Here is a 16,165-nt window from a genome sequence, read left to right as displayed (position 1 = left end):
CCCGCGTTCACGGCTTTGCCGTGCCCGGTGAGGGTAGTCGCCAGACCCCACGTCGGGGGCGGAGACGGTCGTCCCACGAAAGGCATAGTGCAGTCTCGCGCGTTCCGGAATCCCAGGGAAGACGGCGGGCAGACCTCCACCGAAGCTCTGGGCCGTGTCCTCCGGCCGAGCGGTTCGGACGACCGGCGGGCGTAGCTCGAAGCGTCGGTAGCACGTGGCCCCCTACCGCGGACGGCGGACGGGTGGATCGTGCCGACGGCGGACCTGTCCCCCTGGTTGCGCCCGAACGCCCCCAGAAGCGCCCAACTGCGCGATGCGGTCGGCCGGTTGGACTCGCGCCGGGCGCTGCCGGCCAGGGACCCGGGGCCCCGGACGTCCCGGGTCGGCGCCGAGGACGTGGCCTATCAATGCCGACGACAAGGCCAGGAACGCGCCTCGCAGCCACCTTCCCCGGCCTTCGTCTGTAGCGGCCTTTCACGGCACCCGCGGACGGCTTGAACGCCACCACATACCTGATCAAGACACCGTCGCTGCTCCGCTCGGCCAACTGGCAGAGGCCTGTCGGTACCCGTTCCAGCGGCCCTGCCAGTACTCGCCGAGCACCGCCGAACCCCAAACCCACGGGCAGCGGATTCAGTCCGTTCAGGCAAAGTTGACGATCCGACAGGCCAAAATGAACGTTTCCGCAGGTCAGAAGCCTGCACAGGCGGGGCGGGTGGGACTTGAACCCACGGCGACGGATTATGAGTCCTTTGAGGATTTTGGCGGTCCTTGCCGATCAACGCTCATCTTTGACGTTTTCCCAGTTCAGGCATCCTGATCAGGGTCAGTTCTGTGTGGCGCTTGTCGATCCGTGCCTGTCCTTGTGGCCCCTCGATGGCCCCTGAGCGTCCTTGAGGGCGCGCCCACAACCGCCGCAGCCCAGCTCGACCAAAGGGGATAAAATCCTCGCGCAGCGGCTTCCCCTTCCAACGCGATGATGCTCCACTGCGCTTCGAAGACGCTACGCATACGCCTGCTCCGCCTGGGGCACCCCGCCGCGATGCCAGCCGGTCGAACACGAGCAGCGACCGCACTTTCGTGCCCCTGCCGAGCCTTCCCGGCATTGTTGGTTGTTCTGCTTCGACGACACCGAAGTCCTGGAACAGGTCGGCCAGCAAACCCTTTCCCCGCTGTCAGTGGCCTCTGTTAGCTTCAGGCGCTCGTGTGATCCACGAGCGTCAAACACTCACAGGGGAGGGCCACTTGACCAGGTTCACAAGGGCAGGCAGACGCAGACGGACGGTGGTGGGGAGCTGCGTGGCGGCACTGTTGGCCACGGCTGCCGGGACGGCGAACGCGGTGGACAACCTGCCGCCGAATCAGCCGCTGGTCCAAGACCTCCAGTCGGGAGGCAAGGCATGCGCGACCGGTGACGACACGCCCTACGTTTCGACGCCGCCCAGGCTCAGTGCGGTGCTGTACGACCCGGAGGAGGACAACCAGCCCTCCGAATCCAGCCCGCTCAGTGGCGAGTTCGAAGCCTGGTGGACGGACGCGGCCGGAGTGAAACAGCAGCGCACCTACACCACCGTCACGCTTTCCTCGGGGTCGCGCCAGTACTGGACGATGCCGAACGACATCCCGGCGAACACCGTCGTCTCCTGGCATGTCCGCGCGAACGACGGCAAGGCGACCTCCCCGTGGAGCGACGAGGGCGACGGCTCGGTCTGCTCCTTCGTGTACGACGACGCGAGCCCGGAGAAGGCGACGATCACCTCTCCCGAATACCCCAACCCGGAGGACGTGTTCTGGGTGGACGGAGTGGGCGTCTACGGCCACTTCACGATGGACTCGCCTTCCGACGACGTGGTGTCGTACACGTATGGCTTCCTGGGCGGCCCTTACGGCACCGTCTCCGCGGAGCGGCCGGGCGCGGCCGTGACCATTCCGTACCTGCCGCTCTCCGAGGGACCCAAGTCGCTGACGGTCCGCGCGATCGACCGGTCGGGCCGAAGCAGCGGGGAGTCGCGTTACGACTTCAACGTGAAGGCCGGCCGTGCTCCCGTCGCCCGCTGGAAGCTGGACGACCCGGCGGACTCAGGCTCGGCCGCAGCCGAGACCGGCACCGCCGCCCGTGCCGGGACCGGCGTGACTTTCGGCGGCCCGGTGCCCACCGGCACCGCGGCCACCGCCACGGTCGCCCTCGACGGCAGCGACCACGCCTTTCTCACCCCGGACGCCCCAGCGACCGACATCCGTAAGACCTTCGCGGTGAGCGCGTGGGTACGGCCCGCCGAAACCGACCGGAACATGACCGTCGTCAGCCAGGATGCCGACGGGGCACCCGGCTTCGACCTCGGGCTGCGCCACCAGGACTCCGGGCCCGCCTGGTCGTTCGCGATCGGCGGCGCACAGGTGTCCGGCGGCGCCCCCGAGACCGGCGAGTGGACCCATCTGCTCGGGCTGTACGACGCCGAGACCGGAAAGGCGCGGCTGTACGTCAACGGCCACGAGGCCGGGACCGCGGCCGACGCGACTCCCGCCGAGGCGGCCGGCGCTTTCCAGATCGGGCGCGCCCTCGGTGCTGCCGGCTATGGGGACCAGTGGCACGGGGACATCGGTGACGTACAGGTTCACGACCGGGTCGTGGTGCCGGCCGAGGTAGCCGAACTGGCCTACCGCAAGCCGAAGTTGCTCGGCCACTGGTCGCTGGAGAACGCGACGGACGGGGTGAGCCCCGAGCAGTCGGGCGGCGCGCCGCTGCGGCTCGGCGCGGGGGCCTCGATCTACCGGGGGTCCGACGATTCCTGCATCCCGGACATCGACCCGGACTGCACCTACGTGCCGCCGCCACTCGTCGGTGACGGGCATCTGCTGCTGGACGGCGAGAGCGGGTACGCCGCTGCCGACGGGCCCGTCGTGGACACCGGGGACAGTTTCACTCTCGGCGTCGTCGTACGCCTCGCGGACTCCGAGCCCGCCCACCCGATGACCGTGCTCTCGCAGGCCGGCGAGCACACCGACGCCTTCAAGGTGCGCTACGAGCCGTCCACGTACACCTGGCAACTGGTGATGCCGGAGAAGGACGAGGCCGGAGCCCCCGAGAAGGTGGTGTCCCAGATCGTGGGCGCGGACGGAGGCGAGGGCCAGGGCCATCGCCTCGCCGTGGTCTACGACGACGCCACCGACACGATCAAGCTCTACCTCGACGGCTACACCAACACCCAGGCGACCGCGAGCCTCCCCAACGGCTGGCACAGCACCGGTGCCCTCCAGATCGGCCGGGCCAGGTCCGGTGACGGCTGGGGCGAGTACCTGCATGGCGACGTGGACGAGGTACAGGCATACTCCGGCGCGCTGAGGGACGGCGACATCATCGCCCTGGGGCGGAGTACGGACCCGTGTCTGTGCTGATCCCTGATCTCTGATCTCCCCAACGCAGGGCCCCCAACAGACGCCGGAAGGCCGCCTGATGACCCTGCCGTCCACTGCACGTCCACTGGATCTTGGCCTGAACAGCTGAACGGGTGTCACCACCTTCGAGTGATGGCACCCGTTCCGACGTTTCCGCAGGTGGAAACGGTTCTCCTGGGAGAGGCGAAGGTGGGGCGGGTGGGACTCGAACCCACGGCCGACGGATTATGAGTCCGCCAGGGATCTTGGCGGCCCTTGCCGATCAATGCCGATTCACGCCGTTCGTGCAGGTCAGACGTGCCGATCCGTGTCAGCACTATGCAGTGCTTGTCGGTCTGTTCCTGTCCTTGTGGCCCCTCAATGGCCCCTGGAAGTCGACGAGTTGCACGCCTTCGACTGCAACAGCCGCGTCCGCGCAGTTCAGCCAAAGGGATGGAATCCCCGCACAGCGGATTTCCCTTGCAGCGCGCAGAGGCTCAGCACCTCTACTCGCGTCTACTCGGGCCGGAGTCTCTACAACTGGAGAGATCCGACGGGCTGCGGCTTCGGACACGTGGTACCGCCGGGGCCCTCCAGCCTCGTGCCGACCAAAGCATTCGGGAAACACAGCGCCTCACCGACTCCGGTACGTCGGCGAGGCGCAGGTTGGGAGTGCGGCCTACACATGCCCTCTTATCAGCGAAACCAACGCCTCAATCAGCACGGCCACCCCTGCGAGGATCAAGAAGCCCGGTAGGACCACTGTCATCTGAATCCTCTGGTGACGCTTGTTCCGGACCGCTTGGGCTTTTTCCTTCAGCTGCCCCGGCCATAGGCGGTCAAAGATATCCGGGTGCCGCGTGTTCACGTATCTCATCAGAATTCCCCAACCCACCAGGAAGGAACCTATGAGGAATTCGGCGAACCAGCTTCCCCAATCCATTACTTTCCTTTCGAGGGGAGGCACTCAGTAGCCCCAGGATTTATTGTAAGGAAGGACCTCGTGATCATAATTGATGCCCGCAAAGGCACCCACTCCGGGCGCGTAGGACAGACCAAACCACCACTTGCCCGATCCCGAGTGCCCCTTTTCTCCGAAGCTGACGCAGCCTCCCTCTCCCAGAGCGAGGCAGAGAGAGTAGGAAGTGGACCCCTGTTCCTCAGGAGTTGCCGAGGCTCATCCAACAAGTTTTCCGAACCCGCCGAATCCCAGCCCACCAACACTGGGCCAGAGACCCCCTTGGGCCACCTGTGCACCTACACAGACCACCATGCAGCCGGTGACGCCTGCCGTCAGGTGATCGCCCAGGTAGGACACGGTACGGTCGACCGCGTTCGCAAGGCGTTTCCGTTCGGCCTTCCTCGCCGCCTCATCGGCCTTCTTCTTCGCGGTGCTCTCTTTCGTCACCACGCAGATCCTGCCGCAGACGATGGTCGTGCTGAGAGTCTTCTTGGTGCTGGTGCGGCGGACCACCGTGCCCCGGCGGTAGTCGGCGCGACCGGTCTTCGGGTCGTAGCCGACTTCCTTCTGTACCTTCTTCGGGCAGTTGGCCAGGTCGTACTGGCACGAATTGGGCTTCGACCCAATCTCCTGGCCGGTGGGGTCGGAGAAGGTGACCGGGTTGTCGCCGACGTAGGTGTAGCCGCCGAGTTCTTGGGGGCCATCGCAGTCGCTGAGCCGACGCTGAGGGAACCGCCAGCGGCCATTTCGAGTTCCCCGCTCAGGACATCCGCAGCGATGCCCAGGAACGCTTCCGGGGCCAGGATGCAGAGGGCTGCGGCGCTGATCACCGCGGCAATCAGCGGATGCTCTATCTTGGGGCACGTCGTAAATCGAAAGCTCGTCGCGCGGGTCATGAGGGAACGGCACATTTCCGGGATAACACGCCGGAAATCACGGTCGCTGACGAACCCGGATCGCACGGCGCCACCGGCCCCCGACCTCATCCAGCGGGACTTCACCGCACCGATGCCGGGCCTGAAGCTCGCCGGCGACATCACGTGCCTGCCCACAGCCGAGGGATGGCTGTACCTGGCCACGGTGATCGACCTGTGCACGCGTAAAGTCGTGGGCTGGTCGATGACGCCATGCGCATAGCTCACGCCGACGGTCACACGGCCGGTAACGCGATTTCCCACACCGACCGCGGATCGCAATATACGTCAGTCCAATTCCGGGAAACATTGGCGGAGTTGGACGTCCGACAGAGCACAGGCCGAACCGGCTCGTGCTTCGACAATGCGGCCGCGGAGAGCTGCTTCGTCGTACTCAAGTCCGAGATCGGCACCACCGCTTGGCCGGCCCGGAAGCAGGCCCGGCAAGACGTATTCGGATGGATCGCGCAGCATGACAACCGACAGCGGATCCACTCGACCATCGGCTAACTCACCCCGCATCAGGCACGGACCCGCTGTCGGAAACGCCTCGACCTCGCGGCATAAAACGGAAGTGTCGGACCTCAGAGAGTCGCTTCAGCTGCCACCAGGCCCGATCCCGCGCCAACCACTACCGAAGGCACACAGCGCAGACATGAAGATCACGAACTACGGCTGGAATACTAGGATTCGAATGAATGGTCTAGGACAGACTCACCAATCTGAAAATGGACAACAAAAGAGCTGATGAACGATCGAGATCGATTCATAATATCTCCCTGCTGCCCCTGCGCCTTCTCTGCATACTCGCGGAGCGCGTTTACGGCGTCAGCCTCCATGCCTTCAAGTGCACACGCGACAGCGAGATGGCCGCTAAGCTCCTGATACCTCGCAGCTGACTGCATCTTCCCAATCAGATCTCGAAGCGATCTAACGGACTCGAGATAAGGGAATCCGTAATCCTGGAGATCGCTCCATAGAGTGTCAATTTGCCGCGTCGCCTCATCCTCTGAACGTACCGTCCAGCGAACATATGGGGCCATGGCAATCCCCTCCTCATACAGGAGATCCGAGAGACCAGCACCCATCGAGCAGGCGCCGGCCATGCCCCGGAACTGGCGACCCGTGAAGGCCGCCACCAGGCCACTTGTCTCCAGATGCATCAGACCGAGACTTGGGTGAAAGATCACCCGATCAGGCTTGGCCTGCGGGTTGAGCCCGATCTGATACGCAATGCCATGCGGCCTCTCGATGGCAAAGATCGGCTCAGCCGCGTTGACGCGGGCCCATTCCAAGTCCTGGAGCTTCGCGGTGATCTCCTGCATGGCTGCCGCTCCTACGGGGGAGTGCAATCCGGGCACCTCCATCGATCGACCTGCAGGGGCAGAGTGATCTTATCACCGTACTCGAACCCGTATGGAGCAAGCTTATCCGTAGCAAGTCGAGCCCCAATGGTAATCAGCTCGGGATAGCCAATATCTTGATTATCCGTAAAACCTCCTGTATTCATCTTCGACTCGGCGGCCACCCAGTGGCCATCAGGATGCTGAGCGACGAAGTCTGCACGGAATGGCGTCCCATCGCTAGCCTCGAATGTGACTTCGGGCGTGATGTTCTTATAGCCCTGCGCCTGAAGCCGCTGATGCGTCGCGAACTCGCCAAGGTCACCGTGATTCAGCCCAGCTGTGAGGGGACACATACCCACGCCATTGCTGTTATGGACCAAGATCGGGACGCCGCCCGCCAGCACATAGTACGTGTGCTCGCCATTCGGTCGTCACCTGCATTTTCGCTGGTCAGCGAATTCCGGCTGGTCCGTAGGTGTGCGTGGAAGTGCCCTGCTGTGCGCCCCTGTTGCCGTCGGCGTTGCCGTCAGACGGCTGCGCGCGTGAGGGCGGTGGAGTGGGCTTTGGCCGGTGTCCTGCCCGGGTTGGGGTCGGGCATGGCCAGGGGGCCGTACGCTGGCCCGGCAACTCGGGCAGGCTGTGCCCCTGCCCGGAATGTGAACGAGTGGCCCCCTGGCCTTGCCCGACGCGGGCCCCGACTCGGGGAGGTGGGTAAAGCCCATGGAGCCGACCGACCCCACTGCCGGGCCTGCGCGCCGGCCAACTCCCTGCCGCTGCCTCGCCGCCGGCCTGGCGCTCGCCGCTCGGGAGCGTCCGGTCTTCACTCGCTTCTGGTCGTCCGCTACGCGCTTCTGCGCGGCCTGGTCGCTGACCGGCCCGCGGTGGCGGAGCCGAGAGCGGGCCGGGTGGGCGGCCGTGCCGCGCGCGACCCGCGTCAGCGGGTCGCCTTGAAGACGTAGAGAAAGTTTGGACGCATCCCGCCTTGGTGCTACGCCGTGGCCGTCGGCTGGTCGTTCGGCTGGAGTGTGGTCCGAAGCATCGGACTGGCGGGTGTGCTCCTGCGGACAGCCGGGGTGATCGTTGTTCGGCCGGTCCGGGGCCGTGTTGCGGGGGTACCGTCTGAGTGTTGCCGCAGAACGGAGTTCGCCGTGTCGCAGAGCATCGAGGAGCACACCGGCGCTCGGATCGCCCGCATCCGGAAGCAGCGCGGCCTGACGCAGCAGGGGCTGGCGATGCGCGCTCACGTGTCGAAGTCGCTGTTGTCGAAGGTGGAGTGTGGGCAGAAGGCTGCCTCCCCGGCTCTTGTTGCTGCCTGTGCCCGCTCGCTGGGCGTCTCCACGTCCGATCTGCTGGGGCAGCCGTACGCCGAGGAGTTGCGCCGGGACCGCATGGACGCCTTGATCCAGCCGATCCGTGAGGGACTGGAGAACTGGGATGTCGCGCTCGACTGGGAGACGGCTCCGCGCCCGGCCGCGTTGATCCGGGCTGACGTCCAACGGGCCCTCGTGCAACGCCGTCAGACGCAGTACACGGACATGGTGCGCGACCTGCCCGGATTGATCGACGAGTCGGTGCAGGCGACACACACCAGCACCGGGGAAGAGCAGCGGCTGGCCTACGAGTGTCTGGCGGGGACGTTCCGGTGTGTGTTCACCGTGGCGTGGAACTTCGGCTATATCGACCTGGCCACCGTCGCGCTGGACCGGCTGGCGTGGATCGCGCCGCGCGCCGACGAGCCGGGACTGGCCGCCATGTATGCCTACCTTCGCGCACAGACCACGATGTCCTCCGGCCGGTACGACGTGGGTCTGCGGGTGATTGACCGCGCTCTGCGGGATCTCGACGGCCTGGAGGCGCGCCGCCCGGCAGGCGTTGAGGCCATGCAGGGTGTGATGCATCTGCGGGCTGCGGTGATCGCGGGACGGATGAAGGACCGGGACCAGGCGGACGCCCGCCTGGCCGAGGCCCGCTCTCTGGCCCGGACCACGGGAGAGTTGCCCGATTTCGGCGTCACCTGGGGGCCGGTGAACGTCGGTGTCCATGCGGTGGCCATCGCCTCGGAGATGGACGACTTCGGGCGCGCGATCGAACTCGCCCAGGATGTACACATCCCGCGAGGCTGGACCCGTTCCCGGGCCGGACACCACTGGATGGACCTCGGCCGCTCCCATGCCTGGGCCGGCCACCCGGAGGAAGCACTGGACTGCCTGCACCAGGCCCGGCGCATCGCGCCACAGCAGACCCGCTACCACCCGACCGTGCGGGACACCGTGCTGGCCCTCAAGCGACAGGAACGGACACGTAACAGTTCGCTGGCGCAGTACGCGGAGTGGGTCGGCATATAGCAGGTTCCCGGCGAGAGGAGTTGCACCGCTCGGTGCAACCGGTGTGCATCGCCAGTCGGCAGGCTGACGCTCAGTCAGGACCCCCGCGACCGGGCGAACGGTCCGGGGGCGTGGCCAACGCTGACAAGGAGCGCCGACGTGCCGCACTGTATCGCCCACATCTTCGAACCACTGCTACGACTGCTACGGCCCGCACCGGGCCGCCACCGCGCACCGGACTCCCGTTCCGCCCTCCTCGTCGTGGAGGCATCCACTGAATGTCCGCCTCACGTACCCGCTGCCCCGGTGCTGCACGGTGAGGACACCGGACTGGTCCGCCCGTACCTACTCGCGCACGAACAGCAGGAGCAGCAGCGCCGACGAGCACCGCGGCGCGCACTGTGGCTGGCCGTGCACGGCATCGACACCGGCCCACTGCTGACCCGCAGCACGGAGGGGCGAGCCTGATGAGCCTCACGAATCAGGTCCGCCTGCTCCCCTGGGCCGGGCCGGAAGGAAAACCCTGTTACCTCGCAGGCGACGGGACCGGATACCTGTCACGCCTCGCCGACAACATGGAGTCGGCCCAACTCGGCCTGGCCGGTGAACTCGTTCAGGACGCACAACACACTCTGAACGGGCGACAGTGGACGCCCGGCGAACTACACCTGCTGGCAGTCCAGTTGACCGAAGCATTGACGAACGTCCACCGGATCGCAGTGAGTCGGGGAGCCCGCCTGCCCGCACCCGCCTACGACGACCTCGACACCCTGGACGACCTGGAGACCGAGGACGAGGAGCGGGACAGCCCCCATCCCGTCCCGCTCGACTGACCACCCATCACGATCCCCCGTTCCGGCCAGCGCCCGTCGCACCCGGCCGGATCTGGCCGCAAACGGAATTCCCCGGAAAGCCATGGCTTTCCGGGGAATCTCACTGCATGCAGTCAGGCGCCCTTGGGGCGCTTGGCTCCTCGGCCCTGGCCTGCCTGCTCCAGGCGCTCAAGACGCTCGCGCATGTCGGCCATCTGCTCCAAAATCAGGTCCAGCTTGCCCGCCAGATCGACGTCCCCGGACCCAGGCAGCGCGGACTGCGGCAACTGTGCGGAACCGTCGCCGGTACCCCCCGCGTCTGCCGGTTCTTCCCAGAAGAGGCTTTCGCCGATGACGTACGCCAGTTCTTCCGGCTGCGGCTCGCTCGGCCGGGTGCGGGAGGGGATTTCCTTGCGCGGGTTCTTGTAGACCTTGCGGGCATGTCCTTCCAGGGCCAGCGCGGCCAGGGCCTGCTCGGTGGTCTCTTCACTGTGGCCGATGGCCTCGGCGGCATCCGCTGCGGTCAGTCGGGTGCCCTTGGGCAACGAGCCATTGCGGATCTTCTGAACAAGGGCTGCCTGGGCGAGGTGCCGCCCGAGGGCGGGATCGTCCGCATCGCGTACATAGGCGTCGTGGCTGTGCTCTTCGTCCTCGTAGCGGAGCCATTCGTTACGTACGAGCAGGCTGACCGCCGTGTCGATGACACGGACCGGTACCGCGTAGTGGTCGGCGAGCGCTTCACGGCCCGGCAGCTTGATCCCCGGCGTGAGGCTGCCGGAGCGGATCCGGCGTTCCAGATCCTTGACGACCTTCTCAAAGGCGTGCTCGAAATCCGCCGACCTGCTCACGAAGGTGCCCTTGCCCTGGCGGGTCATGACCCAGCCCTCGCTGCGCAGGAGCCGCACCGCCTTCTGCACGGTCAGGCTCGACGCGCCGTACGCCTCCATCAGCTGGCTGTGCGACGGCAGCAACTGCCCCGGCTGGAGCTTCTCACTGCGGATCTGCTGCTTGAGATCGTCCGCGATGCGCTCGAACGCCAGGCGCGCCTCGTCGGCAGGAGCCATCGTCTTCCCTCGGATCGGCGTACGTCGGTGGCGGAAGGACGGGCCGACCGCCGTTCGCGCAGCACAGCGCGCTGCACCGGCCAGATTAGCGACCCCAGGGACAGGGCGGGAACAGAAGAGCAATGAATAGGGATGGATAGAGTTGGATTGAGTCAGGTAGGGTCGGGCTGAGTGATCACCCACATGGGTGATTCGCACCCTTCTACCTGGAGGTTTGCCGTGAAGACCATGCCCATCGACCAGTCCCAGGCCTTGGTGATCCTGGCCTCCGAGCCCCGGCCGCGTTTCAAGGACCGTGACGGCCGGGAGCCCGCGATCGACCGCACGACCGGCGCCCACCTGCACCAGGTGGACGTGATGTTCGCGTTCAACGGCCGCGCCGAAGTGATCACCGTGAACGTGCCCGAGCCCGGCCTCGGCAAGGGCCTCAAGGTCGGCATGCCCGTCGCCTTCACCGGCCTGATCGCCTCGGCCTGGGAGAACGAGATCAACGGCAAGGACCGGCACGGCATCTCCCTGCGCGGCGATGCCGTTACTGCCAAGGCGAGCGCCTGATGACCGGGCACTCTCTCGGTCTCGCGATGCTGGTCGTCGTCGGCCTCGGTGCGCTCGGGCTGGTGGGCTGGGCCGGGTTCTGCTTCGCCCGCTGGTACCGCGCCGATGCGGAGACCCGGGCCAGTCTGCGGCAGGCGCGGCAGATGCGGTGGGGGTGGAAGCGGCTCGCGCCGATGCTGGGCCTGGCGGTCAAGGACGCCACTCCGACCGTGCTCCAGCAGTACGGTCCGCAGGAGCAGCCGTCGAAGCCGCGCGCGCTGGTGCCGCGCCTGCACACCTGCGCCGACAGCTTCGGCGTCACCGTCACCGCCAATGCGCTGCCGCAGGTCGGGCTGAGCGCCTGGCAGGAGGCCTCGGAGGGCCTGTGCGACGCCTGGGGCATGCGCCGTATCCGGATCACCCAGCCCAAACCCGGAGTGATCGTCGCGCGGGGCTTCCGGCGCGAGCCGCTGGAGGCGGTGATCCGCTCACCGCTGCTCGGCCCGGACGGCTCCCCGGCCTGCCGACCGGGTCAGTTCGTCTCCACCGATGACGTGCTGCTCGGCTGGGACGAGGACGGCACCCCCGTCGTGCTCAACCTCGCCTACTCCGCCCACGCCCTCATCGCCGGCGCCACCCGCTCCGGCAAGTCGATCACCGTCAACACCCTGCTCGCCTACGCCTCGCTCATGCGGGACGTGCGTCTGATCGTGATCGACCCCAACCTCGGGGCGGTCGCGCCCTGGTGGCGTACCGCGTACAAGGTCTCCGACGCCATCCATCCCGACGAGCCGACCGAGATCCTGCGCTGGGTGCGCGAGGAGATGCAGCGCCGTGAGCGGCTGTTCTGGTCCGGACGCACCGACCGCGTCACCGACTTCAGCCCGGAACTGTCGCTGCTGCTCGTGGTGATCGACGAGGTGGCGAACTACACCCGTCACCCCGACCGCAAGGCCCGCGAACGGTTCGAGGCCGAACTGCTGGCCGTCGCCAGCCAGGGCGCCAAGTTCGGCGTACGGCTGTGGCTGCTCACTCAGAAGCCCTCCGCCGACGTACTCACCACCGCCGTACGCACCAACCTGTCCGCCCGGATCTGCCACCGCGTCGACACCGTCGAGGACTTCCTGCACCTCTTCCCCGACGGCCGGGAACTGGACATCACCGCCGCCGACCGCACCATGCCCCAGGGCGTCTCCATCGCCTCCGTCGGCGACATGCGCACCCCCGTCCGGCTGCGCTCGGTCTATCTGCCCACCGAAGCGTGCTGGCAGATCAACGATCTGATGTGCGCCTCCGGGCTGAAGGTCCGCGAACTGCCCACCCGTATCGACCTGGACAAGGCCGCGTGAACCCCACCGGCCGCTCCCGGTCCCGTACCGCAGTGATCCCCGGCAAGGGCGTGTAGTCGCCAAACCCTCGCCCCTGCCGGGGCCTCCCTCCCTTACCCGTCCACGGAACACGCGTGCGCCGCAGCTCAGAGAGGTCCCGCCAGCATGCCATCGCACGACCGCACCGCCGCAATCCCCCGACCTGAACCGACAGCCGCCGACCTGTCGGTTTTCACCTCCTACCGGAATCTGCCGGGTCTCGTCCGGCAGTTGTCCTCCCTCGGCGGCTGCGCCCAGCCGATCCGCCTCGAAGGCCACCGCACCGAGATCAACCCCGCCACCGGCGAAATCCTCCGAGAACTGAAGTCCAAGAACCTGCCCGCCGGGCACCTCCTGGTCCGCTGCGGCAACCGCCGCACCACCCGCTGCCCCTCCTGCGCCGAGCTGTACCGCCAGGACACATTCCATCTCATGGCCGCCGGTCTGCGCGGCGGGAAGAACATCCCTGAGCAAGTCGCCGCCCATCCACGGGTGTTCGCCACGCTCACCGCCCCGTCGTACGGTCCGGTTCACGGCAGGCGCTCCAGTTCCGCCGCGCGCTGCGGGTGCGGACGCGCCCACGCCAAGGACGACCCGGCCCTCGGCACCCCGCTCAACCCGAATCGGTACGACTACAAGGGCGCGGTCCTGTGGAACGCCCACGCCCCCGCCCTGTGGGCCCGCTTCATGCTCCACCTGCGCCGTACCATCGCCGCAGTTGCCGGAGTCCCGCAGCGCCGGCTCTCCAAATTCGTCCGGATCTCGTACGCCAAGGTCGCCGAGTACCAGCGACGCGGGCTGATCCACTTCCACGCCGTGATCCGTCTCGACGGCCCCGAAGGCGGGCACACACGGCCGCCCGCCTGGGCCACGCCCGAGATGTTGACCGACGCCGTCCGGACCGCTGTTGCACGCGCCCACGTCGACGGGCCAGAGATAGACGGCCACGCCTGCTCCTTCAGCTTCGGCAAGGAGCTGGACGTCAAGGTCATCCGGTCCGCCGCCTTCCAGGACGGCACCACCATCACCGAGGGCAAGGTCGCCGGATACGTCGCGAAGTACGCCACGAAAGGCGCCGAAAGCGCCACCGGCACCCTCGACCACCGCCTGAAGCTGATCGCCGAACTCGGCCAGGAAACCATCCCCGACCACGCCGCACGCATGATCCGCACCGCATGGGCCCTCGGAGCCCTCCGCGACCTCGAACACCTGAAGCTGCGGGCCTGGGCCCACATGCTCGGCTTCCGCGGCCACTTCTCCACCAAGACCCGTACCTACTCCACCACCCTCGGCGCCCTCCGAGCGGCCCGCGCCGCCTGGCACCGCCGCCACACCCCCATGCCCGAAGCAACCACGCTCGTACTCGCCCACTGGATCTTCGACGGCATCGGCCTCACACCCGACCTCGAACGCCTCGCCGCACTCATCGGCGGTAGCACTCGCGGAGAGGCGGTGACAGCCAGTGCATGACGACGAACTGCTCACCGTTCCCCAGGCCATGGCCCGTCTCAAGATCAGCCGCTCCGCGCTGTACGACCTCATCCGCACCCGGAACCTGGCCTCGCTGACCATCGGCCGCGCCCGCCGCATCCCCGCCCACGCCCTGGACGACTACATCCAGCGCCATCTGGAAGAGGCCGCCCGATGACCGCTCCCCGCAAGAAGACCCGCGCGAACGGCGAAGGCACCATCTACCAGCGCAAGGACGGCCGCTGGGAAGCCGCCGGCTACGTCCTCGCCGCCGACGGCAGCCGCAAACGCGTCCGCGTCTACGGCACCACCCGCAAGGACGCCGCCGACAAACTCGCCGAGAAGATCACCGACAGCAACCGCGGCCTGCCTGTGGCGGCGGCTGACAGCACCGTGGGCATGTACCTCGCGTACTGGCTGAGCAGCGTCGCCATCCACCGACTCCGCGAGAACACCCACACCCGCTACGCCACCTGCATCCGCCTCCACCTCATACCTGGCCTCGGGACGAAGAGGCTCGCCCGCCTCACCGCCAAGGATGTACGCACCGTTCTCGACCGCCTCCGGACCACCTGCCAGTGCTGCGCGCACGGGCTGGATGCGGCCAGGCACCATTGCTGTGCCATCGGCGAGTGCTGCGGCAAACGGCTGTCCCCACTGACCGTGACGTACGTCCACTCAGTCCTCAAGTCCGCCCTGGAACACGCCGTCCGCGAAGACGAACTACCGCGTAACGTCGCCCGGAACGTCAAAACCGCTGCGCCCCGGCCTCGCCGCTTCACACCGCTCACCGCGGCTGAAGCCCGACAGCTCCTCCAGGCATCCAAGACCGACCGGCTGCATGCACTGTACGAACTCGCCCTGCGCACCGGCCTCCGCAAAGGCGAACTCCTCGGCCTCCACTGGGAAGACCTCGACCTCGATGCAGGAACCGTCAGCATCCGCCGCTCTCTCCAGCGCACCCGCACCGGCGGTCTGACCGCCCTGCCCACCAAGACCCGCGCCTCCGAACGCCGCATCGCCCTGCCCACCGAGTGTGTCCACTCGCTGAAGAGCCACCGAGAACGTCAGGAAGCAGAACGCAAGGTGGCCGGAGTGGGCTGGAAGGACAGCGGTCTCGTCTTCGCTGTGCCGACCGGCGGACCGATCGACCCGGCCAACATGACCCGGCGCTTCGGCCGACTCCTCGACCGAGCAGCACTCCGCCGCATCCGCTTCCACGACCTACGCCACTCAACCGCCACCCTGCTCCTGGAGCAAGGCGTCGATCTCGTCGTCATAAAGGAACTCCTCGGCCACGCCCACATCGGCGTCACCGCCGGCGTCTACGCCCACGTCCGACTCCGCCTCCAGCGCCAGGCCATCGACACCCTCGGCACCATCCTCGGCACGACCGACGCCCCACCCGCCGCAGCCGTCGTCCGCTGACGTTGCCGTCAGCGTTGCCGTCAAACGACGCAGGGGTCCCGCTGGAACACTCCAGTGGGACCCCTGGCATTTCACCCTCTATTCGCGTGGCGTCGAGTCCAGTCACTCCGGCGAGAATTGCTGAATTACTGGGTTATCGACCAGTCCGGGGACATTTTCAGTCAGCCGAGCATGCGCCCCTCGCAGGAAGTCACCGAAAGCGTCAACGAGCTCTTCCTGCTCCACGGAAACCTGCCACTGATGCTTCGAGGACGTAATTTCGACTAGACCGGACTCACGACGCAAGCGGATGACTTCATCATCTTCCGTGAAGCCAATCGCCGCATCTTCTCCTGACGAGAGACGACTCAACGCGTGGCGGAGAGAAAGGGCTAGATCAACGAGGGTCACATACCCCTCGCCGGAGATGACCTTGACGTCGCCAACCACAAGTTCGGCACTTACCCCGAAGTACTTGTAGCAGAGGTCCATCTCGCTGATCGCCGCCGAGTTGACCTGGGTCGCCCTGTCCCAGGTATCGCGCCAGGGCGACTCAGCTTTCGGCACCTCGAAAGAGAAGTGAATCACAAA

14 protein-coding genes are annotated in these 16,165 nt (G+C 66.9%); 10 read left to right on the top strand and 4 right to left on the bottom strand.

Annotated elements, in window-relative coordinates; genetic code table 11:
- Nucleotides 1–1,299 precede the first annotated feature (1,299 nt).
- Nucleotides 1,300–3,396, top strand: coding sequence for a LamG domain-containing protein (locus AB0I51_RS02465; protein ID WP_362970567.1), 2,097 nt, complete (start codon nucleotides 1,300–1,302; stop codon nucleotides 3,394–3,396).
- Between the two features lie 1,156 nt (nucleotides 3,397–4,552).
- Here AB0I51_RS02465 and AB0I51_RS02460 read toward each other — a convergent pair.
- Nucleotides 4,553–5,245 carry a hypothetical protein gene (locus tag AB0I51_RS02460; RefSeq protein ID WP_362970565.1) on the bottom strand — a complete coding sequence of 231 codons (693 nt, stop codon included), beginning with the start codon at nucleotides 5,243–5,245 and terminating at the stop codon, nucleotides 4,553–4,555.
- A 218-nt stretch (nucleotides 5,246–5,463) separates the two neighbouring features.
- Between AB0I51_RS02460 and AB0I51_RS02455 the strand changes: the two genes are divergently transcribed.
- On the top strand, nucleotides 5,464–5,760 hold the full coding sequence (locus AB0I51_RS02455; protein ID WP_362970563.1) for a hypothetical protein: 297 nt from the start codon (nucleotides 5,464–5,466) through the stop codon (nucleotides 5,758–5,760).
- A 173-nt stretch (nucleotides 5,761–5,933) separates the two neighbouring features.
- On the opposite strand, the gene AB0I51_RS02450 is transcribed toward AB0I51_RS02455, so the two are convergent.
- Complete coding sequence (locus tag AB0I51_RS02450) at nucleotides 5,934–6,575, bottom strand: hypothetical protein (protein WP_362970561.1); 642 nt, start codon at nucleotides 6,573–6,575, stop codon at nucleotides 5,934–5,936.
- Between the two features lie 1,169 nt (nucleotides 6,576–7,744).
- Here AB0I51_RS02450 and AB0I51_RS02445 point away from each other — a divergent pair.
- The 3 genes from AB0I51_RS02445 (at nucleotide 7,745) to AB0I51_RS02435 (ending at nucleotide 9,753) form a co-directional block, all read left to right on the top strand.
- Entirely contained in the window at nucleotides 7,745–8,941 is a 1,197-nt protein-coding gene (locus AB0I51_RS02445; protein WP_362970560.1) for a helix-turn-helix transcriptional regulator, read from the top strand.
- 138 nt (nucleotides 8,942–9,079) lie between these two features.
- Nucleotides 9,080–9,388 carry a hypothetical protein gene (locus AB0I51_RS02440; protein WP_362970558.1) on the top strand — a complete coding sequence of 103 codons (309 nt, stop codon included), beginning with the start codon at nucleotides 9,080–9,082 and terminating at the stop codon, nucleotides 9,386–9,388.
- On the top strand, nucleotides 9,388–9,753 hold the full coding sequence (locus tag AB0I51_RS02435) for a hypothetical protein (protein WP_362970556.1): 366 nt from the start codon (nucleotides 9,388–9,390) through the stop codon (nucleotides 9,751–9,753). The genes AB0I51_RS02440 and AB0I51_RS02435 overlap by 1 nt, the downstream gene beginning before the upstream one ends.
- 113 nt (nucleotides 9,754–9,866) lie before the next feature.
- Here AB0I51_RS02435 and AB0I51_RS02430 read toward each other — a convergent pair whose 3' ends face one another.
- Nucleotides 9,867–10,796, bottom strand: coding sequence for a GntR family transcriptional regulator (locus tag AB0I51_RS02430; RefSeq protein ID WP_362970554.1), 930 nt, complete (start codon nucleotides 10,794–10,796; stop codon nucleotides 9,867–9,869).
- 228 nt (nucleotides 10,797–11,024) lie between these two features.
- Between AB0I51_RS02430 and AB0I51_RS02425 the strand changes: the two genes are divergently transcribed.
- From AB0I51_RS02425 to AB0I51_RS02405, 5 genes are all read left to right on the top strand, one after another.
- Complete coding sequence (locus AB0I51_RS02425) at nucleotides 11,025–11,351, top strand: hypothetical protein (RefSeq protein ID WP_362971125.1); 327 nt, start codon at nucleotides 11,025–11,027, stop codon at nucleotides 11,349–11,351.
- Entirely contained in the window at nucleotides 11,351–12,679 is a 1,329-nt protein-coding gene (locus tag AB0I51_RS02420) for an FtsK/SpoIIIE domain-containing protein (protein WP_362970552.1), read from the top strand. Before AB0I51_RS02425 ends, AB0I51_RS02420 begins: the two co-directional genes overlap by 1 nt.
- A gap of 144 nt (nucleotides 12,680–12,823) precedes the next feature.
- Nucleotides 12,824–14,167, top strand: coding sequence for a replication initiator (locus AB0I51_RS02415; protein WP_362970550.1), 1,344 nt, complete (start codon nucleotides 12,824–12,826; stop codon nucleotides 14,165–14,167).
- Nucleotides 14,160–14,345, top strand: a complete 186-nt coding sequence (locus AB0I51_RS02410) for a helix-turn-helix domain-containing protein (RefSeq protein WP_362970548.1) — start codon at nucleotides 14,160–14,162, stop codon at nucleotides 14,343–14,345. Before AB0I51_RS02415 ends, AB0I51_RS02410 begins: the two co-directional genes overlap by 8 nt.
- Nucleotides 14,342–15,595: a tyrosine-type recombinase/integrase gene (locus AB0I51_RS02405; protein ID WP_362970546.1), complete on the top strand. Its 1,254-nt coding sequence runs from the start codon at nucleotides 14,342–14,344 to the stop codon at nucleotides 15,593–15,595. Before AB0I51_RS02410 ends, AB0I51_RS02405 begins: the two co-directional genes overlap by 4 nt.
- 102 nt (nucleotides 15,596–15,697) lie before the next feature.
- Here AB0I51_RS02405 and AB0I51_RS02400 read toward each other — a convergent pair whose 3' ends face one another.
- On the bottom strand, nucleotides 15,698–16,162 hold the full coding sequence (locus AB0I51_RS02400; RefSeq protein ID WP_362970544.1) for a hypothetical protein: 465 nt from the start codon (nucleotides 16,160–16,162) through the stop codon (nucleotides 15,698–15,700).
- Nucleotides 16,163–16,165: the final 3 nt, after the last annotated feature.

Source organism: Streptomyces sp. NPDC050549, from assembly GCF_040655035.1.
Taxonomy (GTDB): Bacteria; Actinomycetota; Actinomycetes; order Streptomycetales; family Streptomycetaceae; genus Streptomyces.
The sequence above is the reverse complement of the archived record's forward strand: the minus strand, read 5'-3'. Positions and strand labels throughout refer to the sequence as shown.

Bases quoted from the DNA above. Each gene is read 5' to 3' on its own strand.
- AB0I51_RS02450 (WP_362970561.1), bottom strand. From the start codon at position 6,575: ATGCAGGAGATCACCGCGAAGCTCCAGGACTTGGAATGGGCCCGCGTC.
- AB0I51_RS02415 (WP_362970550.1), top strand. From the start codon at position 12,824: ATGCCATCGCACGACCGCACCGCCGCAATCCCCCGACCTGAACCGACA.
- AB0I51_RS02420 (WP_362970552.1), top strand. From the start codon at position 11,351: ATGACCGGGCACTCTCTCGGTCTCGCGATGCTGGTCGTCGTCGGCCTC.
- AB0I51_RS02455 (WP_362970563.1), top strand. From the start codon at position 5,464: ATGCGCATAGCTCACGCCGACGGTCACACGGCCGGTAACGCGATTTCC.
- AB0I51_RS02430 (WP_362970554.1), bottom strand. From the start codon at position 10,796: ATGGCTCCTGCCGACGAGGCGCGCCTGGCGTTCGAGCGCATCGCGGAC.
- AB0I51_RS02405 (WP_362970546.1), top strand. From the start codon at position 14,342: ATGACCGCTCCCCGCAAGAAGACCCGCGCGAACGGCGAAGGCACCATC.
- AB0I51_RS02425 (WP_362971125.1), top strand. From the start codon at position 11,025: ATGCCCATCGACCAGTCCCAGGCCTTGGTGATCCTGGCCTCCGAGCCC.
- AB0I51_RS02435 (WP_362970556.1), top strand. From the start codon at position 9,388: ATGAGCCTCACGAATCAGGTCCGCCTGCTCCCCTGGGCCGGGCCGGAA.